This window comes from Peribacillus sp. NPDC097284 (genome assembly GCF_044761765.1).
In the GTDB taxonomy this organism is placed as follows: domain Bacteria; phylum Bacillota; class Bacilli; order Bacillales; family DSM-1321; genus Peribacillus.
The window spans coordinates 1-23,356 of sequence record NZ_JBIWCZ010000021.1; the positions used below are offsets into that span (position 1 = coordinate 1).

The 23,356-nt window shown below is 39.2% G+C and carries 22 protein-coding genes, 1 rRNA gene, 1 pseudogene and 1 riboswitch; of the genes and pseudogenes, 20 read left to right on the plus strand and 4 right to left on the minus strand.

The window, feature by feature from the left end:
* Positions 1-87, plus strand: a 5S ribosomal RNA gene (gene rrf / locus ACIQXU_RS20055); the annotation flags it as partial.
* Between the two features lie 238 nt (positions 88-325).
* A complete protein-coding gene (locus ACIQXU_RS20060; protein WP_402876027.1) occupies positions 326-1,165 on the plus strand; it encodes a tyrosine-type recombinase/integrase in 840 nt (279 codons plus the stop codon).
* Here ACIQXU_RS20060 and ACIQXU_RS20065 read toward each other — a convergent pair.
* A pseudogene (locus ACIQXU_RS20065) lies at positions 1,118-1,513 on the minus strand (efflux RND transporter permease subunit); the annotation flags it as partial. The gene ACIQXU_RS20060 and the pseudogene ACIQXU_RS20065 overlap by 48 nt on opposite strands.
* Positions 1,514-1,667: 154 nt before the next feature.
* On the opposite strand from ACIQXU_RS20065, the gene ACIQXU_RS20070 reads away from it, so the two are divergent.
* From ACIQXU_RS20070 to ACIQXU_RS20105, 8 genes are all read left to right on the plus strand, one after another.
* Positions 1,668-1,862: a hypothetical protein gene (locus ACIQXU_RS20070; RefSeq protein WP_402876025.1), complete on the plus strand. Its 195-nt coding sequence runs from the start codon at positions 1,668-1,670 to the stop codon at positions 1,860-1,862.
* Positions 1,863-2,114: 252 nt separating this feature from the next.
* Positions 2,115-2,558, plus strand: coding sequence for a helix-turn-helix domain-containing protein (locus tag ACIQXU_RS20075; RefSeq protein WP_402991973.1), 444 nt, complete (start codon positions 2,115-2,117; stop codon positions 2,556-2,558).
* On the plus strand, positions 2,555-3,289 hold the full coding sequence (locus ACIQXU_RS20080) for an ABC transporter ATP-binding protein (RefSeq protein WP_402991978.1): 735 nt from the start codon (positions 2,555-2,557) through the stop codon (positions 3,287-3,289). The genes ACIQXU_RS20075 and ACIQXU_RS20080 overlap by 4 nt, the downstream gene beginning before the upstream one ends.
* Positions 3,286-4,017, plus strand: a complete 732-nt coding sequence (locus ACIQXU_RS20085; RefSeq protein WP_402991981.1) for an ABC transporter permease — start codon at positions 3,286-3,288, stop codon at positions 4,015-4,017. Before ACIQXU_RS20080 ends, ACIQXU_RS20085 begins: the two co-directional genes overlap by 4 nt.
* 1,157 nt (positions 4,018-5,174) lie before the next feature.
* Positions 5,175-6,077, plus strand: a complete 903-nt coding sequence (locus ACIQXU_RS20090) for a diacylglycerol/lipid kinase family protein (RefSeq protein WP_402876018.1) — start codon at positions 5,175-5,177, stop codon at positions 6,075-6,077.
* Positions 6,078-6,193: 116 nt separating this feature from the next.
* Positions 6,194-6,856 carry a hypothetical protein gene (locus ACIQXU_RS20095; RefSeq protein ID WP_402991984.1) on the plus strand — a complete coding sequence of 221 codons (663 nt, stop codon included), beginning with the start codon at positions 6,194-6,196 and terminating at the stop codon, positions 6,854-6,856.
* Between the two features lie 13 nt (positions 6,857-6,869).
* The gene (locus ACIQXU_RS20100; protein ID WP_402991987.1) at positions 6,870-8,129 is read left to right on the plus strand and encodes an efflux RND transporter periplasmic adaptor subunit; all 1,260 of its coding nucleotides are present in this window, start codon (positions 6,870-6,872) and stop codon (positions 8,127-8,129) included.
* 174 nt (positions 8,130-8,303) lie between these two features.
* Positions 8,304-8,452, plus strand: a riboswitch (cyclic di-AMP (ydaO/yuaA leader).
* 173 nt (positions 8,453-8,625) lie between these two features.
* Positions 8,626-9,888, plus strand: coding sequence for a cation:dicarboxylate symporter family transporter (locus tag ACIQXU_RS20105; protein WP_402876012.1), 1,263 nt, complete (start codon positions 8,626-8,628; stop codon positions 9,886-9,888).
* 69 nt (positions 9,889-9,957) lie between these two features.
* Here ACIQXU_RS20105 and ACIQXU_RS20110 read toward each other — a convergent pair whose 3' ends face one another.
* Positions 9,958-10,692, minus strand: a complete 735-nt coding sequence (locus ACIQXU_RS20110; protein WP_402991990.1) for a class I SAM-dependent methyltransferase — start codon at positions 10,690-10,692, stop codon at positions 9,958-9,960.
* 152 nt (positions 10,693-10,844) lie between these two features.
* Here ACIQXU_RS20110 and ACIQXU_RS20115 point away from each other — a divergent pair, with 152 nt between their 5' ends.
* The 3 genes from ACIQXU_RS20115 (at position 10,845) to ACIQXU_RS20125 (ending at position 14,393) form a co-directional block, all read left to right on the plus strand.
* The gene (locus tag ACIQXU_RS20115) at positions 10,845-11,627 is read left to right on the plus strand and encodes a hypothetical protein (protein ID WP_402876009.1); all 783 of its coding nucleotides are present in this window, start codon (positions 10,845-10,847) and stop codon (positions 11,625-11,627) included.
* A 156-nt stretch (positions 11,628-11,783) separates the two neighbouring features.
* Complete coding sequence (locus ACIQXU_RS20120) at positions 11,784-12,866, plus strand: D-alanine--D-alanine ligase (protein WP_402876007.1); 1,083 nt, start codon at positions 11,784-11,786, stop codon at positions 12,864-12,866.
* Between the two features lie 147 nt (positions 12,867-13,013).
* Positions 13,014-14,393 (plus strand): UDP-N-acetylmuramoyl-tripeptide--D-alanyl-D-alanine ligase, encoded by a 1,380-nt coding sequence (locus ACIQXU_RS20125; RefSeq protein WP_402991993.1) that lies wholly within the window; start codon positions 13,014-13,016, stop codon positions 14,391-14,393.
* Positions 14,394-14,451: 58 nt separating this feature from the next.
* Here the strand turns inward: ACIQXU_RS20125 and ACIQXU_RS20130 are convergent, their stop codons facing one another.
* Positions 14,452-15,603, minus strand: coding sequence for a PP2C family protein-serine/threonine phosphatase (locus ACIQXU_RS20130; RefSeq protein WP_402959817.1), 1,152 nt, complete (start codon positions 15,601-15,603; stop codon positions 14,452-14,454).
* Positions 15,604-15,781: 178 nt separating this feature from the next.
* Between ACIQXU_RS20130 and ACIQXU_RS20135 the strand changes: the two genes are divergently transcribed.
* The 7 genes from ACIQXU_RS20135 (at position 15,782) to ACIQXU_RS20165 (ending at position 22,718) form a co-directional block, all read left to right on the plus strand.
* Entirely contained in the window at positions 15,782-17,143 is a 1,362-nt protein-coding gene (locus tag ACIQXU_RS20135; RefSeq protein ID WP_402991996.1) for a protoglobin domain-containing protein, read from the plus strand.
* Between the two features lie 26 nt (positions 17,144-17,169).
* A complete protein-coding gene (locus ACIQXU_RS20140; RefSeq protein ID WP_402991999.1) occupies positions 17,170-17,496 on the plus strand; it encodes a hypothetical protein in 327 nt (108 codons plus the stop codon).
* A complete protein-coding gene (locus ACIQXU_RS20145) occupies positions 17,471-17,902 on the plus strand; it encodes an ATP-binding protein (protein ID WP_402992002.1) in 432 nt (143 codons plus the stop codon). The genes ACIQXU_RS20140 and ACIQXU_RS20145 overlap by 26 nt, the downstream gene beginning before the upstream one ends.
* Positions 17,883-18,182: an STAS domain-containing protein gene (locus ACIQXU_RS20150; protein WP_402875997.1), complete on the plus strand. Its 300-nt coding sequence runs from the start codon at positions 17,883-17,885 to the stop codon at positions 18,180-18,182. Before ACIQXU_RS20145 ends, ACIQXU_RS20150 begins: the two co-directional genes overlap by 20 nt.
* A 902-nt stretch (positions 18,183-19,084) precedes the next feature.
* Positions 19,085-20,575 carry a degradosome RNA helicase CshA gene (gene cshA / locus ACIQXU_RS20155; RefSeq protein WP_402875995.1) on the plus strand — a complete coding sequence of 497 codons (1,491 nt, stop codon included), beginning with the start codon at positions 19,085-19,087 and terminating at the stop codon, positions 20,573-20,575.
* Positions 20,576-20,791: 216 nt separating this feature from the next.
* Positions 20,792-21,265, plus strand: coding sequence for a PH domain-containing protein (locus ACIQXU_RS20160; RefSeq protein WP_402959807.1), 474 nt, complete (start codon positions 20,792-20,794; stop codon positions 21,263-21,265).
* Positions 21,258-22,718, plus strand: coding sequence for a PH domain-containing protein (locus ACIQXU_RS20165; RefSeq protein ID WP_402992005.1), 1,461 nt, complete (start codon positions 21,258-21,260; stop codon positions 22,716-22,718). Before ACIQXU_RS20160 ends, ACIQXU_RS20165 begins: the two co-directional genes overlap by 8 nt.
* Positions 22,719-22,749: 31 nt before the next feature.
* Here the strand turns inward: ACIQXU_RS20165 and ACIQXU_RS20170 are convergent, their stop codons facing one another.
* Positions 22,750-23,340, minus strand: a complete 591-nt coding sequence (locus ACIQXU_RS20170) for a rhomboid family intramembrane serine protease (protein ID WP_402875990.1) — start codon at positions 23,338-23,340, stop codon at positions 22,750-22,752.
* Positions 23,341-23,356 lie beyond the last annotated feature (16 nt).

A 23,356-nucleotide genomic window follows, 5' to 3' on the forward strand; every position in this document is an offset into this window, starting at 1 on the left:
CGTTCCCATTCCGAACACGGCAGTTAAGCTCTTCAGCGCCGATGGTAGTTGGGGGTTTCCCCCTGTGAGAGTAGGACGCCGCCAAGCCATTTCAAGGTCAGCCACTAGGCTGGCCTTTTTTGTGTTGATTTTCCAAGACGTGAAAGATACATTTGAAAAATGAGAGTATTGCTGCAATATGATGATATCTCCTACCATTCTTTTTTAGCATGCGCATCCGGGCTTCTCACAGACGTTAGGAGATTAGGGGGCAGAATTCTTCGTTTCTATAAGGAAATATGTTAAACTTAACTTAGTTCTGAAACTGTCATTGGGGGAATAGCCTATGGATACCTCTGCTAAAGATGAAATGATTTCTTCATTTGCTGGATGGTTGGAAGACCAAGGGAAATCAGCTAATACGATTAAAACGTATACAGGTGTTCTTTCTCAGTTTTGTGAACAGACACAAAAGGTACTAAGGGAAATTAATTCTGAGGATGTTCAATTGTATCTTGATTATTTAGAAAATTGCAAGAAAAGTCCAGGGACAATAGAAAAGCATTATAATGCTTTGAATGTCTTCTTTAAATTTTTAGCGAAGCCACAAATTATGCTTTCTGTTGAGCGTAAGGTAAAGGAATCTAAAAATGAAGCACCTGAGTCACTAAGCATCAAAGATCAAGAAGCTCTTTTGAAGGATATAGAGGCAGAAGGAAATCCTAGGAATGTCGCCATTGTTTATCTTTTGTTACATACTGGCATTCGTGTTTCGGAGCTATGTGATTTAAATGGAAGTGATGTTATCATGGAGGGCAATCGGAATTATATTCTTGTCCGGAATGCAAAAGGTGAAATTGACAGAACCGTTCCGCTAACAGATTTAGCAGTGCAGTATGTGAGAACCTATCTCTGTTCACTGAAGGAAAAAGCAGACCCATTGTTTATCTCAAGCTATAATCAAAGAATCACGCCAAGGTCGGTACAATACATTTTAAAAAAATACAATGTACACCCACATAAATTACGTCATACATTTTGCCAGAGACTAGTGGATAATGGTATTGATATACAAACTGTTTCCAAGCTAGCAGGCCATAAGGACTTAAACGTGACGAAGCGTTACTTAAAAGAAAAATCATTGAACCTGGAAAACGCAATAGATCAAACCTTTACTAAAAACTAAATGTTCAATAAATCTTAAGGGAACGGGGAAACTCGTTTCTTTTTTTGTTTTCACTGCCTTCTCCCTTTTACCCAATTTCATGATTACTTCGTATACGACCGGAACGATAAGTAAGGTAAGCAATGTAAAGCTCACTAGTCCATCCATTACGGTAATGCCAACTCCTTGTGAAATAAGGTCGCTTCCTTCTGTGCCAATTGCGAGAGGAATCAATGCGCTAATCATGGACAAGGCTGTCATCAAGATCGGACGAAGACGGGTTGACCCAGCTTCGAGAGTCGAGAGGCCGTTTTCTTCGTTTTTAAGTACACGATCGACCAATACGATGGCGTTGGTTACCATAATCCCCATTATCGGTATTACTGAAGAAGAAGCCAAAAACGTACTAAAAAAGGAACAATTCCTTGGTCTCTTAAACGTAAGCCCGTAATCAAATAACGCATATAAAACGCCAGGCACCTTCGGTACGATAAACGTATCAATCAAAGGAGGTGCCATCCTTATGTCCACAAACAAATTAACCATTGTTCCAGTAAAACTCGATCCTTTTCCAACTGAAACTACTTCGTTTCATTCTTCTGAATACACTGCTGTACTAGGCTGTGTTATTAAAACAGCTGAAGCTGAAATAACTTTCTTCAATGGCGTAGATGAGCACATTATCCAAACCATTATGAAGGAGCTGAAAAGTCGATAAAGCATGATTTTACGAGTGTGCAAAACATCTATATTATTTGTGGAAAGACTAATAACATTTGGTAATTGACTATAGGATGAATTTTTTGATTGGGTTGATCGCTCGCCTTTCTTCGGAAAAAATGCCATACATTCGCACTCATCGGGTCCTTATTTTGTATATGTTTTATTTTTGCTACGAATCGTAACAATAAAGTAAATAAATGTAGGTGGACGATTGCCTGTAAGTTTGTTGATAATATAATTTGGAGGTATGAAAAAAATGATTAATATGAATATTAAAGCATTGCGTATACAGCATCAACTTACACAAGAAGAAGTAGCAGAACGTTTAAATGTGTCTCGACAGGTGATAGCCAAATGGGAAAAAGGGGACTCTACACCCGATATCCAATATTGTATGGAGCTCGCGAAGCTTTACAATGTTACATTAGATAATCTTGTTCGTTTTAAACAACAAGAAAATGGCTTCGGTATACCACCGAAAGGAAAGCATTTTTTTGGTACAGCCACACTAGGTGAACGAGGACAAATTGTTATACCTAAAAAAGCACGGGAACTGTTTCAATTAAATCCAGGAGATACGCTAATTATCTTGGGGGATGAAGAGCGTGGTCTTGCGATTGTACCTGAACAAATGTTGAGTAGCTTTTTCAATATGGTAAACCAAAATTTTAAACAGGAGGAAGATAAATGAACAACGCTATTACAATCAACTCCCTAACGAAAACATATGGTACTAAAAATGCTGTTGACCACGTCTCTTTTTCAATTCAAGAAACGGAATTATTTGGCCTTCTTGGTGTTAATGGTGCAGGAAAAACGACATTGATTAAAATGCTTTCGTGTCTAACAAAGCCTTCGAGCGGAGATGCAACATTGTTAGGGAAAAGTATTATAAATGAGCCAGAGCAAGTACGTACTGCGATTGCGGTATCCCCACAAGAGACGGCGATTGCACCCAATCTAACGGTACGTGAAAATTTAGAGTTAATGGCTGGAGTACACGGCTTTAATAAGGAGAAAACAAGGATAATAATTGATGAAATGATTGTTCAGTTTTCATTGCAGCCTTTTGAAAAGCAACGCAGCAAAACATTATCAGGTGGTTGGCAACGCAAATTGAGCATCGCTATGGCTTTAATTAGTGAGCCGCGGATTTTATTTTTAGATGAGCCGACACTTGGATTAGATATTATCGGACGCCGTGAACTTTGGGCTTTAATAAAAAAACTGAAGGAAAAAACAACCATTATATTAACGACGCATTATTTAGAGGAAGCAGAGGCATTGTCTGACCGTATTTGCATTATGAAAGACGGGCAAATTAAAGCAATTGGTTCGGCTCAAGAGCTTATTGAAAAGGCTAACACAGTGAGCTTTGAGGATGCATTTGTGTATTTTGTAACGGAAGGTGATATCCAATGAGAATGCTCGTATTTGCAAACAGAACGACAAAGGAAATTTTAAGGGACCCACTATCACTCTGTTTTGGAATCGGCTTCCCGGTTGTATTATTTCTGCTGTTATCCGCAATTAATCGTAGCATTCCAGTTGATCTTTTTAATGTTGATTCACTAACTCCTGGTATCGCGGTATTTGGTCTATCCTTTATGGCTCTCTTTGCCGCACAAGTTTTATCGAAAGACCGAGCAAGCTCATTTTTAACAAGGCTTTTCACAACACCTATGACATCAACAGATTTTATTATGGGCTATTCTTTACCTTTACTAATGATGTCGATTGTACAGGGGATTTTTTGTTATATTGTTGCGATGTTTATGGGGTTAGCCATCTCTCTTTCTATGATTGTGGCACTAGCTTTACTCATTCCAACATCAATTATTTTTATAGGGATTGGGCTATTATGTGGAACGCTGTTAAGTGAAAGAGCAGCTGTAGGTATTTGTGGAGCACTACTGACCAATTTATCTGCATGGCTTTCGGGCGCATGGATTGACTTAAACCTGATGGGTGGCCTATTCAAAGACGTTGCATTTATTTTACCATTTGTTCATGCAGTCGAAATGGGAAAAGCTGCTCTTACTGGTGAATACGGTGATATTTCCCCTCATATCTGGTGGGTGCTTGGTTATGCCATCATCTTATCGGTAGTAGCAATTGCAATGTTTAAAAAGAAAATGCAGGCAGAATAATTATAATAAAGAAAGCAAAGAACCCAGAAAAATAAATTTTCGGGTTTGTTTAGCACTTTCCTCCATGACAAACTGCCTCACTTTTTACATGGTATCTTAAAATTCACTTAAGAAAACCCTGCTCAAGCTTAAAGCAGTAATGAATGGAAGCAAAACCCATTATTTATGAATTTTTTGATTGGGTTGATTGCTCGCCTTTCTTCGGTATCAGTACCTGGTGAAGTTAATAACGGAATTACCTAATGTACCGTTTTATGAACATCTTAAACAGCTTTTTTTTGCTTATTATATCTATACCATCCAAATAACAAACCAAGTATAGCTGTTATTACACCATATTTAAGCAAGATAATTATGTATTCCATGGTAGACAAATAGGATGTTTCAGTCACATCAAAACTCACTCGTGTAACTTGTTCATACCTTACAAATAAAATTCCTATACCTATTCCCATAAAAAAAACTATATATAGCGCTTTTTCTAAGTATTTTTACCATTTTAATATCCCCTTATAACGTTCATATACTAACTATTCAATTAGGAATGGAAAAACACCTTTTTTTAGCTACTTGCAAGGTAAACATTAATTATGAGGAAATAAACCCAGATAACATAATCCCCATAAGCATAAGTATGTTGCCAATTTTCTTATTGAATTGGTTAGATTCAATCATAGAGGGGTTACTGAAGGGCGACGATCCTTTATTGAATCAGTTACCTGGACCTGACTGTTCAGCGTATGTACTTGACCCTAAAGCGGAGATTGACCTGACGATAGATAAACTCTTAAGGAGGAAGTCGGGGGATGGAGCAGGATATAGGACTGGTAAAGATACAGAGGCTTTAGAGGTGATTAGAGAGGTCTTTTTAAAAAAAGACCAAATGGTGTCATCTTGGAAGGTTTTTTGCTTTATCTGGAAAAGGACGAGACCAGAAGTACCCTTTGTTCCAAGCTCATCATATTAATGAAAGATCATTTGCATATACACTCATGACGTTTTGGAAGGGGCTGCCGCCTCTTTTTTTATTTTTTATACGTCTTTCTTCATATTAATAATTTAATTGCTTCAACTATTCATGATTGAGTTTTAAAAGGAGGAAAAAAGGAAAAAGTAAAGGGAAGCGTAGCTATTCATTAAACGGGGGGGAACAGGATATGAGATGGAAAAAAGGAATGCTGATCTATAACGAATGTGCAGGAAATAGTAAGGTGGAAAAGGCATTAGAGGAATGTCTCCCTATTCTGACACCCCAAATTGATGAATTTCTTATTCTTCAGACCAAGGAAAAGGGTGATGCTGACAAGTTTTGTTCGGAATATGGAGAAGGTATGGACGTAGTATTCGTTCTGGGAGGAGATGGAACGGTGCATGAATGTGTGAATGGTCTTTCTCCACTCGAACATCGACCGCTTTTGGGAATATTACCTGGAGGGACGTGCAATGATTTCTCCAGAACCTTGGAAATACCTCAAAATATCCGTCGTGCGGCGGAAACTATAGTGAACGGAAATGTCCGTATGATCGATGTGGGGAAGGCGGACGATCATTACCTTTTGAATTTTTGGGGTATTGGACTGATTACCGATACGTCAAACAATATAGATGAACAAGAAAAAAGTAAATTCGGAAAGATTGGTTATTTTTTAAGTGCAATTAGAACGATAGGCGATCAAGAACCGTTTCCTTTTAGAGTCGAATATGATGAAACGTGTGTCGAAGGAAAAGCTGTCATGATTTTAGTCTTGAATGGTAATTTTATCGGAACGAATTCAATGCCTTTTTCAATGGTCCAGCCAGACGATGGGCTGTTTGATATCGTCATCGTGAAGGAGTCGAGCCTAAGTGTATTTAGGGAGATCTTAGCCATGAAGAGTTCGTTGACTGAAAGTGTCAGCTCAGAGTCAGGTGTCATGTATGTCCAGGCAAGAAAATTGAAGGTGGAAACCGAATTACCTCTCGAAGTAGATATGGATGGAGAGATTTATAATCAGACGCCTACACAGATAGAAGTTCTGAAACATCATCTTGCTTTTTTGTCTCCTAGCTCAGGAGTATAACAGAATCAGACGCATTAAGAGTATATATTTATATTTATTCCTCCTTATTTCTGCATTTGTTTACAAAATAAGATAAAATATAAAATGATATTTCATTTTTTGCAGGAGGAACATACATGATATACCAGGTCCGATTGTTAAAGGGTATTTTTGAACCGCAAAGAAGCCGTTACCAATTGCAAAATGCGGAAGCGGTCACACGACTTTTCTGGAAATTAATAGGATTATATTTTCTTAGTGTCTTAGTTTTTTCAGTAAGTGGATATTTTGGAATTGGTTCAGAATCATTTTCTAAAAATATTACGAAGATGGATGTAAGTGAATTTGAAACGGGAAAATTACTGATTGTAATTGGAAATATGATTGCAGGATTGTTTTATCCTTCTATTTATATCTTTTTAGCTTCTTTATTCTTTTGGGTAGTATTGGATATCCCATACATAAAAACCGTGATTGTTCAAATGATTACGCTTAGTTTGTACTTACTGGAGAAGGTTTTGTTAATTCCCCTTTTTGTTTTGATGGATATTGGGCATGATGCCAACCCCTTTTCACTTGGAGTCATCAGCCAGTACTTCATTCGAAGCGATTACTTTATTCATTTTTTTAGTGAAATCACCATTTTTCAAATTTTAATCATTTCTTTACAATATTATTATTTGAAGGTATATACGGAACGAAGCAAGGCCTTTGTCTTATCAATGATCATTCTATTTTATATTGCCTCGTGGTTTGCTAAAGCATTTTTAGCATATCTACAAGTTGGCGTATTCGTATAAGGCGGTGAGAAAAATGAAAAAGTGGAAATTAGCAGCCCTATCAGTAGCATCTTTGGCCTTGATATCGGGTAATATTTACTTGATTGAAAAAAAAGACAGTAAAGTGGAACGGACCGTTTTTACCGAAAGATGGACACAAGTTAAGAAAGATACCATAACTGAAACATTTCAAACAAAGGGAATCTTTAAACCGGCAGAAGAATATGATGTTTATTTTGATGCTAAAAACAATGATTTTCAGAAATTCCTGGTTCACGAAGGGGACGAGGTAACGGCTGGAACATCCCTGTTTGAATACACTACAACCGAACTGGATGCACTAAAAGATAATTTGGAAGCGGAAAAGGCCGCAACCGAAGGAGAAATCGTCGGAATTGATGAGTACATAAATAAGTTGAAAGCTTATCAAAGTGGTCTGACCCTGGATTCAAACAAAACGGTTATCGATGAGACAGTAGAAAAGAACCTAAATATAGACATCACCACTTCTTCCTCAGACTTAATTAAAAGTAATATTGAGCAGGAGATGTACAAGCAGGAACTTGAAAAAAATAGCTTGAAGGAAAAAGTGGTCATGCTAGAAGCACAATTAAGCTCAATTGAGGTGCAAACCAATGCCGTGGAGACGACAAGTGAAGCGGATGGTGTCGTGAAGAAGATCAATAAAAATTTAACGAATCCGATTATTTCAATTGCTTCTGCAGAAATGGCCATCGAAGGTTCCTTCTCTGAAGAAGAGTTAAAGAAGGCAGAGGTAGGGATGGAGATAAAAGCTAGTTCTCCTGATTTGAAAAAGAGGTTGGGCGGAACCATCAGCCGTATACATCCTTATCCCAAAGAGGAGCCAACCCTAAAGGATGAAAATCGCTATACATTCGAAGCGGAAATTGTAATGGAAGCAGAGAATAAGGAAGCGCTATTAGACGGTTCAAAGGTCGACCTTACCGTTATAACGAATGTGAAGAAGGGAGTCCCGACTGTTCCAACAGAAGCGATACATGAACGGAAGCAGCCGCATGTCTATAAAATGACCAATAAAGGGCATTTGAACCGACAATACTTTACAAAAGGGGCTCAAGCAAAAGGGAAGCAAGAGATGCTTAAAGGTCCAGCAGTGGGAGATGTCATCCTTTTAGAACCGAAAAAGGTAGTGAAGAACCACTCTTACTTCATTACCCCGCTCAAATTGGACAAGGTTCACTCTGCAACTTTTAAGAAACTATCCAAAAGGGAAAAAGTTAGATACATTTTACTAGGATTTTTGGAAAAATAATTTTCAGTTAAATCAAAAATGGCCATAATTTTTTACTGTTAAAACTAATTACCTATTTAAACAATAAGTGTAAACCCACGTAGCACTCAATATTCTTAATCCCCTCTGTACTTTCGGAGTGTGGGGAAAGAAAATATATTTACAGATTAATATTTTTAGTATAATATTTTAATATAAGTTAGCTCGCTTAATCTTATAAAAAAGAACGGGGGAACCAATTTTGCGGATTATATTCGCTAGGGGTGAATTCAGAGATGAAAGGGCCATTGTGTTTCCGATTCCTAACCCGACAGCTAACCCCGTAAGCGTCTTCGAGGGAACATGTGTGAATAACACGCCAATAGGGAAAATGACACGTAGGGTGTCTTTTTTTTAAGCGTAAGGATAGAAGTTTTTCAATATACAGAAAAATTTTTCTCTTTTTATTAGTATCTTGTTTCCCTTACCGAGACAAATGTTTTTACATCAAAGACTATATGGAAGGTGAGGAAATTAAATGAAGAAATTCAAACTGAGTTTAGCAAGCCAAATATTCATTGGTTTAATTCTAGGAATTATCGTAGGTGCTATATTTTATGGAAGTGAGACGGCACAAAGCTATCTACAACCATTAGGTGATATTTTCCTACGTATGATTAAAATGATCGTCGTTCCAATTATCGTTTCTAGCCTTATTGTTGCAGTTGCAGGCGTGGGCGATATTAAATCAGTAGGGAAATTAGGTGCCAAGTCACTATCCTACTTTATAGTAGTAACACTAGTTGCAATAGGCGTAGGTTTATTATCTGCCAATATTATTCAGCCTGGCGCGGGCGTAAATATGGGTGAGCTTGAACAAACGGATATTTCCACTTATGTTGACACAGCAGAAACTAAGCAACACGAATCCTTTATAGATACAATCGTTCATATTGTCCCATCTAATCCGATTAAAGCAATGGTAGAAGGCGATATGCTTGCAATCATTTTCTTCTCAGTCTTGTTTGGACTAAGCATTGCAGCTATCGGTGAAAAAGGAGTACCAGTATTCCGTTTCTTCCAAGGTGCGGCGGAAGGTATGTTCAATCTAACCAATATGGTTATGAAATTTGCTCCGATTGGGGTATTTGCACTAATCGGTGTGACAATCTCTAAATTCGGTTTATCATCACTAATCCCATTAGGAAAGTTAGCCCTTTCCGTATACGGAACGATGATTTTCTTCGTAGTTGTCATCCTGGGGCTCATTGCAAAATTTGTAGGCTTCAGTATCTTTAAGTTAATTGCCATTTTGAAAGAAGAATTGATCTTAGCATTTTCCACAGCAAGTTCAGAAGCGGTTCTTCCAAGAATCATGGAGAAGATGGAGAAAGCCGGTTGTCCAAAACATATCACCTCTTTTGTTATTCCGACTGGTTACTCATTCAACCTAGATGGTTCCACATTATACCAAGCTTTAGCAGCCATCTTCATTGCTCAAATGTACGGCATACATCTAAGTGCTTATGAGCAAATAACGCTCATGTTAGTGTTGATGATTACCTCTAAAGGAATTGCCGGTGTACCGGGCGTATCCTTCGTTGTACTTTTAGCAACATTAGGTACGGTGGGCATCCCAATTGAAGGACTTGCCTTCATAGCAGGTATTGACCGTATCCTTGATATGGGTCGTACTGTAGTAAACGTTATTGGTAACTCTTTAGCAGCCATCGTTATTTCTAAGTGGGAAGGTCAATTCAACCCTCCTGCCGAAAAAGGAAAACTCGAACAGGCTTCTTAATATAAGTCAAAACTCCAGGGTGATTGCACTCTGGAGTTTTTTTGTATTCAGATGAAAGTCGAAAGTAACTTATTGATGGACGATCCAGAAATGGGAGTCAGGGGAAAAGTTCATAGCCATATCGCTTTCATTAAATGAATCTTGGTGAAAGGTTTCCAAAACAGTCAGTTGGGCTTCTTCTAAGCAATCAAGGACTTCCTGCTGACTCGGGATATGGAGATAGGCCTCTTCTTGGTGAGACTTTCCCTTTGTGAAGATATCACCGAACTCATATAGCCGTTCATCCTGTTTACTATCACACCAAATCATTTCTTCCTGTTCCCAAAAATTAAGATACCTTTCATTACTGTCGCGAATCGGTGTGGTGAATAGGAAACGGCCTCCTGGTCTAAGTATGCGTTTGATTTCTTTCAAAGCGAGAATGCGGTTTTTTCGTTGAGGGATTTTCATTAAACCATGAAAGGAAAAGAGTGCATGGTCGAATGACGAGTCGTTGAAAGGGATTTCCGTGGCATTCCCAAGAAAGAATGGAATCTCCATATTTTCATCTTGTGAAAACTTCCGGGCTTCTTGAATCTTGGAGGGTGAAGGGTCCAGTCCGGTTATATGATGAAACCCATTCTTGTATAGAGCAAAGGTCGTCCTCCCTGTACTGCATCCAATATCAAGGATGGAGTCGGCTTGATGAAAGTATTTATCGAATGCAAATTTTTTGAGTTCCCAAAGACCCCAATTTTTTGATGAATCGGCGACAGCGTCTTCCTGCAAGTGATTGATGAAATCGTCTTTTTCTATTTTATCCATCATTCATCCTCCAAGCCTTTATTTTTACTATAATATGGAAATTACTTCCTGTCTAGTTTCTTATTTTTACTACTATTTTATATACACTTCGTGAATATTAAAAAGTTTGATAAAATAGAACTATTGATGAAAGGCTCGGAGGGAATATAATCATGAAAAATGAAGGTAATGACATCTTATATATGCATATGCAGGCTTCCGAAAGATTTGTCCTTTTTAATGGCCTTAATTTTCGAGAATTCTCCTATTCCTTACCGCATAGCTTGAATTCCATCTTATTATTGAAACATCAATATGATGGTGGGGAGTACGATTTGAATGTCTTGCTGGAGAGCGTGTCATCTGAGAACGTTTATAAGCTACTTAAAGAGGATGTTCGTGCATATGGAGATTTCTGTTGGGTCGATTTTAAGGAAGCGGATTGTCTAGAAGAATTGGACGGCAGGGAATTAGCGGAACTCCTATATGTGGGGCATACCAAAAATCACTTAGAACCCCCTTTCTTTCACAAACTGAATAATCAATTTGTCTATCTGGCCCAAGATGATGGATGGTTTAATAAAATTTACTTTCGTTCGATTTCAACGTACTATAAGATGCTGGGAAATTTACTTCCGTTGAAGCTTGAACCATTGAAAGTCGAAAGAACATGGTTAGGAATGAGGAAGAAAAAAGAATTGCCTGCAATTCCTTTGGATATTATTTCTTCCCTGGCTCCTATATTGGCGGAAGGTATAGTTTTTTCTTTTAGACATGTGAAGATTACAAGGACCAAAATCGAGATCCCAGCATGGATCGTGGGAGATTATTTGAACATGGATGAGATGCATGATGATTTCTTAGATAGAAAAGAACAAGGACCTGATGCCTTCATTACTTTTCATCGTAAAGAAAAGGTTTGGGAGAGCGTTATCAACACGACGCTATATAAATAACTTCTTTAGCTAATTAAGGGTTTGGGTCGTAGGACTTGTAACTGGGTGCATAAACTTCTAATTATAGCTATAGAAGGGGGAACTTTCACTTTTCCCGTTTTAGTGTAAAGTGTTACAATGGAACATGGCTAAAAGAATATTGGAGGGTAATAACTCATGAAAACTAAACTTGGTTTGCTTTATGGTGGGAAATCTGCGGAACATGATGTTTCTTTGCAGACAGCTTTAGCAGTCATTAAAGCTCTCGACTTAGCAAAGTTTGACATATATCCGATTTACATAACAAAAGAAGGTTCTTGGGTAAATGGTCCAAAGTTGACTGGTCCGGCAAAATCCGTCGAGGAATTGGCTTTATCATCCGATAAATTGACTTCTCCTTTGTCATTGCAAGCCCATTTAACTGATGAAAATAGTGGGTCCACGGGTTATGATGTCATTTTCCCTCTTCTACATGGACCGAATGGCGAAGATGGAACAGTACAGGGGATGCTTGAGCTGTTGAATCTTCCTTATGTGGGAAATGGGGTACTGGCTTCATCCGCAGGGATGGATAAGGTCATCATGAAAAATATTTTTGCACAGGCGGGATTACCGCAAGTTAACTATACATGGTTCATCCGCTCGGAATGGGAGAGTAACACAGAACGGTCCATTGAGAAGGTGGAAGAAGTATGTGGGTACCCTTGTTTTGTAAAACCGGCTAATTTAGGCTCAAGCGTAGGAGTCAGCAAATGTAATAATGCTAATGAGTTGAAGAAGGCAGTCGCAGAAGCATTTCAATTCGATCGGAAAATTATCGTTGAAGAAGGAGTCATCGCCCGTGAAGTGGAGTTTGGCGTGATCGGGAATGATACCCCATCTTGTTCTGTGGCAGGAGAAATCATTCCTAAGACAGACTTTGACTTCTATGATTATTCAGCTAAATACGTCGACGGAAATTCAGCGATGGCCATACCTGCCGAAATAGAGGAAAGTCAATATAAAGCTTTATCTCAAATGGCAATCACAGCCTTTAAGTCATTGGACTGTTCAGGACTCGTCCGGGCCGATTTCTTTTTGACGAAAGATGGAAAGGTCTATATCAATGAAGTGAATACGATGCCTGGCTTTACGCCATTCAGCATGTTCCCGCTATTATGGAAGCACACGGGTCTTGAATATCCACAATTAATAGAAGAACTTGTGAAGCTTGCTTTAGAGCGCTATGAAGAAAAACAACAAATTAAATATACAGTGTAAGCGGTAATGTAAAGTGGGTTCCTGTATTTTCAATTATACGCAGGACATACACTAGCAAGCAGGAATCGGTTCTCCATGCCGATTGCTGCTTAGTTTGGTTATAAAGAAAGTGGAAGATTTAGTTTGATGAACGAAGGAGGAACGAAAGTGATAAAGAGAACGTTGAAACAAATATCTGAGATGGTAAATGGATTGAACGATAGTAAGGTATTTGAACCCATTGAAATCCATGGTGTAACCATCGATTCAAGAGCGGTTACGAAAGGATGCTTGTTCGTTCCGTTAAAGGGAGAGCAAGTCGATGGCCATCAATATGTCAGAAGTGCCATTGCGCAGGGAGCATCCGCTTCTTTTTGGCAGCAGGATATTCCGAATCCACCTACTGATTTACCAATCATCCTTGTGGAAAATACTGAAAAGGCATTACAGCAATTGGCACGCGCTTATCGGGACCAATTGAATATTAAAGTCATTGGAATAACGGGGAGCAATGGTAAAACCACTACGAAAGATATGACGGCTGCCCTGCTGGCCACTACCTATAAAGTCCATAAGACGAATGGTAACTTCAATAATCATCTTGGATTACCACTTACTATCCTATCCATGGATGAGGAAACAGAAGCAGCCGTTTTAGAAATGGGCATGAGTAGTCGTGGGGAAATCGAATTTTTATCCAAGCTAGCAAAACCAGATGTAGCCATTATTACAAATATAGGCGAATCGCATTTGTTGGATTTAGGCTCGCGAGAAGAAATCGCCAATGCGAAGCTAGAAATCGTGGAGGGATTGCCACAGGGCGGAACGCTTATTTACCATGGTGACGAACCTTTGCTGGAAAGCCGGATTCAAAAGCAATTCCCCCATTTACGTGTCCTATCCTTCGGACGTACGGAGCGGAATGACTTGTTCCCATTGACGATTACCCAAGAGGCAGACAGTACCTCGTTTACACTTGGTGGAGAGAATCAAGGTGACTATCAAATTCCGGTTTTGGGTCAGCATAACGTGCTCAATGCATTGGCTGCCATTCTTGCCGCAAAAGAACTGAATATAGATAACGAATCCATCCATAAGGGCTTAGAAGCCATTCGCCTTACAAATATGAGGATGGAGATGGTCGAAGGCATAAATGGGCAGAAAATCATTAATGATGCTTACAATGCCAGCCCCACTTCCATCAAGGCAGCAATTGAGCTGATTGAAGGTCTATCTGGTTTTAGGAATAAAATCCTTGTACTTGGAGATATGTTGGAGTTAGGAGCAAGCGAAAAAGATTTCCACTTGAGAATAGGTGAACTGATAGCGGTTGATCAAATTGATAAGGTCTTTACATATGGACCGCTTGCCGATTATATTGCTAAGGGTGCACGTAAAACATTTGCAGCTGAGAATGTTCAATCTTTTCAAGATAAACAACAATTAATAGAAGCGCTACAGACTTCTACTGATGCCCATGATTTAATTTTGGTCAAAGCTTCAAGAGGCATGAAGTTAGAAGAAGTCGTAAAAGCCTTGCAAAAATGATGAGAAATAGAAAAAGAGCCGATTTCATTATGAAATCGGCTCTTTCTCTATTGGAGGCTTAAAACAAGGTACCAGCAATGATGCAGATATCATCATTGATTTCGGAATGCTTCATCCTGGAGAGTAATAATTCATGAAGAAGATCTGATGTATCTAAGTGGACATTATCTATAAACTCCTGTTCAATCTTATCGAATCTATGAATGGTATGGTTACTGGGAGACTCAGAAAGTCCATCGGTATATATAACGAAACGACTCCCAGCTTCATAGTGAATGGACCCTTTTTCTATAGGCATATCTGGTACAAGCCCTATAGGCATCGAGCCATTACTTAAAATTTGCAATTCATTATTGCAAGGGGAATACATCATTGCAGGAGGATGCCCATTGTTAACATATTCAATAATTCGAGCGGCCGTATCCACAAAAGCAATGAAGGCCGTAAAGTATGGGGCATTCGTATTTTCCTTTTGATACTCCTGGAACAGATGGCCCATATGCTTGTTCAGTTCTTTCGTAATGAAGGTGGGGTCTTTTACACGCTTGATAAGCCCAGGCATTAAAGAGCGGATAGACATGCTGATGAGTGCGGCTTGAATTCCTTTTCCACAAACATCGATGATGATGAACCCGTATTTCCCGTCCTCGACCTCCTGCCAGTAAAATAAATCCCCCGACAGCTCACTTGATGGCTGGAAAAGCCCCTGGATTTCGATATCTTTCTTTTGTATGGATGTAGGAAGGACAAGCTGTTGAAAGTTTTGAGCTACACGCAAGTTTTGCTTAACTTTAAGTCCGATATTTACTAGTTCCTGTTCCTTCATCTTCGTTGAGTATAACTGCATGCTAATATTCTGAAGAGCTTTCAATTTCAGCTTAATCTCCACTGGGTCTGCAGGGAAGGCCATCGACTCATAAATCGTTTTTTTTGGTAAGGTCTGTGGATCCTTTAATTTTTTTGAACGCTTATAAATGAATAGTATGGGTATCTCATAAGACTCGGCTAAAGCAAATAAGGCGGTTTGTTGGGAGGAGTCTCTCGAAAGGTATAAAGGTAGGATGAATAAGGATTGCAATAAGTCCGTCTTATTTCGAAACAGATGTTGTTGTCCTACCGGGTCTTCTAAAAAAATGACTTTCTTGTCTAGTGTTTGTAATACAAGGCTAAAGTCTCTACATTCTGGGATATCCAACGTATATATATTCATATAACCCCCTGATATTTGTTAGGTTGTGCATATGCAGGACTATTATACTATACAAAGACACATTTCATGCTTTTTTTGCACAAGAATTCATAATATTGTTGATATTACTGCATGTTCATTGGGTTACAATGTAAAATATGGTAGGTATAAAGTCTTGTAAGGGGAAGGGGAAATACAGTTGAGTGGGTGTCCATTTACATCATTATTTAGTTTGAAAAGTAAGGAATCATTGAAGAAACAAGAGAAGCATCCTACAGTCCCCATTAAAATAGGATCTACTCCGACTCGTGCACCTATATTCTCGGAAATTGAAAAGGGAAAGAATGCTCTTCAGCTTATGTTTGTGAATTTGGAAGAACAGGATATTACGACACTTATGAGTCTAAAGCCTATTATGGAAAAGAACGTTGAAAAGATAGTGGACGCTTTTTATGCTCGCATTTCGGAAATTCCCAACCTAACCATGATCATTCAGGAACATTCCACTATTCATAGGTTAAAGCAGACATTAGAGAAATATATTCTGGATATGGTTTCGGGGGACGTCGGGGAGAAGTACGTGGTACGACGTAAGGTTATTGGTAGTGTGCATAACCGGATAGGTCTTTTCCCAGAGTGGTATATCGGTGCCTTTACCATCATTCAGCATGAGGTCCTGCAGATGCTGACCCGTGAGTGTGATAGTTGGCAAGAAGCCCAGGATTATTATTACTCATTTCAAAAGCTTTGTTCATTCGATATGCAAATTGCGATCCAGACATATATAAAGTCTTATACATCCTCCATGATGAAGCTAAATGAGATTGAGGAGCTTCAATACCGTTTGAACGATTCTTCATCCATATTGGCATCCAGTGCGAAACAAACCATGGCTTCGCTAGCCGAACGGGATACTCGGGTCCAAAGCATGCTCGAAGATATTGATGAAATTAATACTGGGTCAAAAGCGATGATCCATCATGTTGAAGCAGGAAAAGGCAATGTCTCGAAGGCTTTGAAGAAAGTCGATGATGTCGTGGACTTAATCGAAAAAGTTAAGAACTTAACAGAGGAACTGAATGAGGACTCCTTACATATTGGGCAAGTGGTACAGACGATACGCACCCTATCTAATCAAATCAATATTCTATCGCTAAATGCAGGGATTGAAGCAGCTCGAGCAGGCCAACACGGAAAAGGTTTCTCTATAGTCGCACAAGAAGTTAGAAACCTAGCCCGCAAAACCGAGCTATCACTTGATTCCATTCAACAACAGGTGGCATCAGTCCAGAAGACGGTGATGAAATTTGATGAGAGTTTTCAAAGTATCGTGGATGAAGCGAGATTCTTTAGACATGTAAATAAAGAAATCATAGATATCCTGGATGATTCGGTAAGAAGCGTGAAAGAGAGCGACGGGAAAATCAGTCATTTGGGCGGAGAAATTGGAGAATTTAGATCAACGTTTGAGGAACTCACATCGGCTTCTTCCCAAATATCAGAGATGGCTGAGCAATTGAGTTCGTTGAATATTGAACTATCGCAGAAGTTCAAGGGTTAATGGATACTAAATTAAAGAGGTGACCTATGATGAAAGGGTACCTGGAATTTGAAGGGAAAACGTATGCATCAACGTATGAAATGACACAAGTTCTTTTAGAACAGGCGAATGAAAAGATTATTCGAATTGACTTGGGGAAATTGCCAAACAGTCCCGAGGAAAGGCTTTCGATAAAGTTGTGGCTGTTGCAAATCGATCGATGCGTGGAAGAAAATACTTTAGAAACAAAAGCAATAATAGGTTCAGTCTGGAGCCAGTTTTACCGATTAGAACATCAGGAAGATTATATTCATCCATATCTTTCAAAAACTTTGGAGCAGATTCAAAATGCCAATAAAAAAAATCCAGGTTAGACAGTTGAATGTGAAAACGCTCGCCCAGACTGTAAATGAAATCATGCAGGAATTTGAAATGTTTAAGGTAAAGGATAGCTCTGAATTTTTGTTCTTTAATGTGAAATTAGTGATTTGGGAACTTTTATCGAACATTATACAACATGAAGGTCAGGATAAAGCAGATCTAGAGATTGAGGAAGAAGCATTCGAGCGAATCTCCATAAAAATTCATTCATTTGCTGGAGGGTTTAATTGGGAGAGCTATAGGAAGATGGAATGCCCCGATGTGAGTAATGAAGGGGGCAGGGGCTTATACTTGATCCAGCAATTATGTGAGTTTTCCTTTGATGAGGCAGGAAAAAGAGCTACAGCGGTATTTAATGTGAAAGAGGTGGTGGGCGCGCATGCTTCATGTCCATATTGATCAAAATACGTTTAATGTGCATATCTTAAGTGATATTCATTATGAGAACTCGTCCTATCTTGAAAGGCTATTGAATACCTTCCAGGTTCCGGATAATATAGATCGCCTTCAAATCGATTTATCAAAAGTGAAATTTATTGATAGCACCGGCATTAGTTTCCTCGTTAAATGGTTATATCCATTATCCGCAAACTTGGAAATAGAAATGACGGGTGCAACGAAGCCTGTGAAAAAGATATTGTCCATTTGTAAAATCGAACAATTCGTTTTATTGGTCTAAATGGGAAGGAGTTCGGGTACCATATGGGTACCCGGATTTTTTTTATTTCGGAATCGGTTGGGCATCGTTCCTTATTTCACTTCTAGGAGAAAAACCCGATGAATGGGTATCAAGACTATTGTTTTTGGGGGAAATGGATATTTGACATGTCGGCTTCCCGCCGTATTCTTTATAAGTAACGATGGATACGAAAATATCCTTTATTGCAATAACAGTTTGAAAATGGTAATATGAAGTATGAGTTTAAATGTCTTATCATTGATGAATAATTAATTAGATTAATCAGGTTGAGGCAACATATTGTTTCTTCTTTCATGTTTTTCATGAGGTTTTTTGAGATTATTTTAGATTAAATAGGCCGCGCGTCTGGTCATATATAAAAGCTGCGTACCACAGTGGCTTTAGTAGCTAATAGGGAAATAAGCTGCATTTAGCGTCTTTCCACTTCTGCACATCCTCAACGCACCGGGCCTGTTTTGTATAAGAATCTTGGCGCTCGTCAAGTTTTATTCAGACAGACTTTTAAGTCTGTGGAATAATAGGTGCAGCAGCCCTCACCTGAAATAAAACGGTGAATAACCGTTTATGCTACTTTTAATTTTCCATTTTGAATTTAATTTTGGTTACATGCACTTTTAAAAAGATGGGCGTATGTTAAAAATAAGTCTACACGTGCGCAATGCATTAAATGCCAGTGAAACGCAAGTACTGGTATATTTCCTTTTTAAAAAATCATATTGAGTTCATTAGAGCTAAAAGGTAGATATTCTTTTAGGTGATAATGATAAACTTTTTCATAAGAATAAAGTAGAACATCTGTCATGATGATGAGGATTTGAACTAATCAATTCGTGCATTGAATGCACGTGTAAATTTACGATATAAAAAGGAGTACGAAAACATTGACATTGTTTAGCGAATTAGGTTTAGATAGAACGTCTATGAAATCAATAGAAAAAATGGGATTTGAAGAAGCGAGTCCGATTCAAGCCCAAACGATTCCTCTAGCACTTGAAGGTAAAGATATTATTGGTCAAGCGCAAACGGGAACAGGTAAAACAGCAGCATTCGGTATTCCATTGATGGAAAATATCGATATTGCCAACGAAAATGTGCAAGGGATTGTTATTGCACCTACTCGTGAGCTTGCCATTCAAGTTTCTGAAGAACTTTTCAAACTTGGTTACGGAAAGCGCGCTCGTGTATTAGCAGTGTACGGAGGACAAGACATCGACCGTCAAATCCGTGCCTTAAAGAAAAAACCACATATCATCGTTGGTACACCTGGTCGTCTGTTAGATCATATCAAACGTAAAAACATCAAATTAGGTGGAGTTCACACTGTAGTCCTTGATGAAGCGGATGAAATGCTTAACATGGGATTCATTGAGGATATCGAGTCTATCCTTTCAACGGTTCCTGATGAAAGACAAACATTGCTTTTCTCAGCTACAATGCCTGACCCAATCCGTAAAATTGCAGAACGTTTCATGCATGAACCAGTTCTTGTTCGTGTAAAAGCGAAAGAGATGACTGTTGACCGCATCGAACAATACTACTTGGAATTAAGAGAAAGTGAAAAATTCGATACATTAGCACGTCTTTTCGATATCCAAACACCAGAACTTGCCATCGTATTCGGACGTACAAAACGTCGCGTCGATGAATTGTCTTCTGCATTGAATATCCGTGGCTATAGTGCTGAAGGAATTCACGGTGACCTTAGCCAAGCGAAGCGTATTTCTGTATTGAAGAAATTCAAAGAAGGAAATCTTGATGTCCTTGTCGCTACGGACGTAGCCGCTCGTGGACTTGATATTTCCGGTGTAACACATGTATACAACTTTGATATTCCTCAAGACCCAGAAAGTTACGTTCACCGCATCGGTCGTACAGGACGTGCCGGTAAACATGGTATTGCAATCACATTTGTAACACCAAGAGAAAGAGGGCAACTTCAAGCAGTTGAACATACAACTAGAAAACGTATGGAGAGAATGAAAACTCCTACTTCAACTGAAGCGTTGCAAGGGCAACAAAAAGCAGTAACGGAGAAAGTTCTTTCTGCAATCGAGAATGACGATTTATCGTTATACCTTGGTCAAGCTGAAGAGTTATTGAAACAACACAGTGCAGCTGATTTAGTTGCAGCTATGCTTAAGTCAATGACGAAAGAACCGGATCAAACTCCGATTAAATTAACTGAAGAATCTCCTTCAATGCGTCGTAACCGTGGTGGAAGCAGTTCGTCTAACAGACCGCGTAATGGACGTAGTTCTTCAGGCAGAAAAGATTACGGTAGCGGGGCAAATAAACGTCCTAGCTCGAACCGTAAATCTAATGGCTATGGCAACCGTAGCACAAGCCAAAAAAGAGAAAAATCTAGCAATTAATTGAAATGAATTTCGATAAATAAGTCGCTCATCTGAGCGGCTTATTTTTTATTCAATAAAGTGTTTAAGTGGATGTTTTTGTAATAAATAGAATTAAATGAATGAGGTAGTTGTAAGAAAAGTTTGAATTCTGTACAATGAGGTATATCAAATTGGATGCACACCAATGTGTGGAATAACAAGAGCATTCATTTTAAATCGGAAAAGGAGGGTACTATGGAACCTCAAAGCCTCATATCCGATAAGGCACTGACTGCTTGGAAATTCAGTGGGCTTATTGGCTGTTCAATCATTTGGGTTTTGAGCTTGGTCATTTTAGTGTTGACGATCATTCAAGGGTGGACTTATTGGATCTTTGGAGCGTTGCTTATCTTCTCTTTCGTTCAATGTTACCTGACCGTATTTTTGATTCCTTCTTTACGCTGGAAAAGATGGCGTTATGACGTGCGAAATACGGAGATTGATATCCAAAGTGGGATTTTTGTGATTAAAAGGACCCTCATCCCGATGATTCGGGTACAGCATGTTGAAACGAAGCAAGGCCCCTTATTAAGGAAGTATGATTTGGCATCCGTGGAAATATCCACAGCTGCAACGGTGCATATTATACCTGCTCTGGATTTAACGGAAGCGGATGAATTACGGCACTATATTTCCAGGATGGCCAGTGTGGAGGAAGAAGATGTTTGAACCGAAACGGCTTCACCCCATTGCTGTCCTTCTCAATATCATTAAATCGATAAAAGAGTTGGTTTTGCCATTCTTGATAGTGATCGTGTTACCAGGGCAAAATAATGATGTCCCGGGATGGGTCCAGCCATTAGTTATCGGCGTCGTTGTGCTCTTGCTCGTTATTCGTGCTTTCATACAATGGTTGCGCTTTACATATCGGTTAGAGTCCGGGGAGCTCAGGATAGAATCCGGCGTATTCATCAGGAAGAAGCGTTATATTAAGTTTGACCGGATACATAGTATCGATATTTCAGAGGGGATTATCCAACGCATATTCAGGCTTGTGAAAGTGAATATCGAAACGGCTGGTGGCACTCAGGCTGATGCCGTTTTGTCCGCCATTAGAAAAAGCGAAGCGAATCAGCTGAATACAATAATTATTGAGGAGAAAAAGAAAAAAACTTCTTCTGACATCCTTGAAGGGGAACGTACAGAAGAAGATTTACACGTCGTGGAAAAAGATAGGGCTTCCTCTACTTTTAAGCAAGCGTTGCCTCAACTTTTTGTTATGGCGGCAACGTCGGGGGCAATCGGTGTATTCTTATCCGGTGGAATCGCTTTTATATCACAGTTCGATGAAATCATTCCTTTTGAAAAAATCTTCAAGAATTATGAAGAGTATATCGGGCTCGGGTCAGTCATACTAACTGGTTTTGCCATTTTGGGCTTATTGGTCGTTTACGTGTTGGCCACTGTGAGTATGGTCATTAGATATGCCAACTTCACCGCTTTGAGGACAGGTGAGGAGCTTGTTATTACAAGGGGATTGTTGGAGAAAAAACAATTAACAATTCCCATCCGCAAGGTCCAGGGGATTCGGATCATGGAAAATCTCGTACGTAAGCCATTGGGATTGGCCACTGTGTATTTGGAGTATGCTGGGGGAAGTGCGGAAGATCGTGAAAGTCTTTCCATCATGCTCTTTCCGTTAATTAAAAAGAAACACTTGCCTGATAAAATCCAAGAATTTTTACCAGGCTATGAAACGGTAGCGGATATAAAGCCTTTGCCTAGACGTGCTTATTATCGTTATGTCATCCGCAAAGCAATCGTATTCTTCCCGATTATCGCGGTCCTCATATGGTTCTTCAGAACTTGGGGATTTTTCTCCTTATTACTGATTCCACTTGCCTTCCTTTGGTCCTATTTGCAGTTCATAGAGGCCGGGTGGAAGACCCAGGGGGACTTATTGATACTGAGCAGCCGTTTAATCTCCAAGCAGACTTTAATCATGCCAAGAAACAGGATTCAATCGCTTACATATAAAAAGGGATATTTCCAGAAGCGAAGCCATTTAGCGACGATATCAGCTTCCATAAAGTCAGGGATCAGCTCCCAAGTGGGTACAGTGGTTGATATAGAAGATAAGGATTGCCATCTAATTGAAAAGTGGTACCTGCACAATAAGTAGCCGACTCCGTATTTAGAGTCGGCTGTTCGGTTTACCATTTTTTTCTCCAGAAAAGGGGCGCTGTCAAAAAACCGGCAGCCAGTCCCGCTAAATGACCGACAATGTTTATTTGTGGCTGAATAAATGTCATAATTACTGCAATGCCTGTTAACGTATAAACCGTATTTCTTTCATTGGTGGAAAAGTTGCTTTTATGAAAGAGGACAAGATAGAGGTAGAAGCCTAGTATGCCAAAAATTGCGCCGCTTGCACCTACGTGTGTATATGTGAGTGGCAGTAACAAGTAAGTGGCGATATTGGCTAGGATACCGGTCATTAAAAAAAAGATGGCGAATTTAACAAAGCCAAGGTATTTTTCGAGGGCTGGACCGAAGATGGCAAGAGAAAACCCATTAAAAAGTAAATGTGTAAACGTTCCATGCAGAAAAATAGGTGTAATCAAACGCCACCATTGGCCCTCGGCAATGTACAGGTTCACGCCTGTACCATAATAAAAAAGAACATTACCAGGAAACAAAGGGAATAGGTTGAAAACAAACACGATCATCATCATGAACATGAGGCCGGTTACGGCGCGATAAGAAGACACGTATTCGCGAAAACTTTCTGTTCTTGTAAACATGGAATTCTCCTTAGTA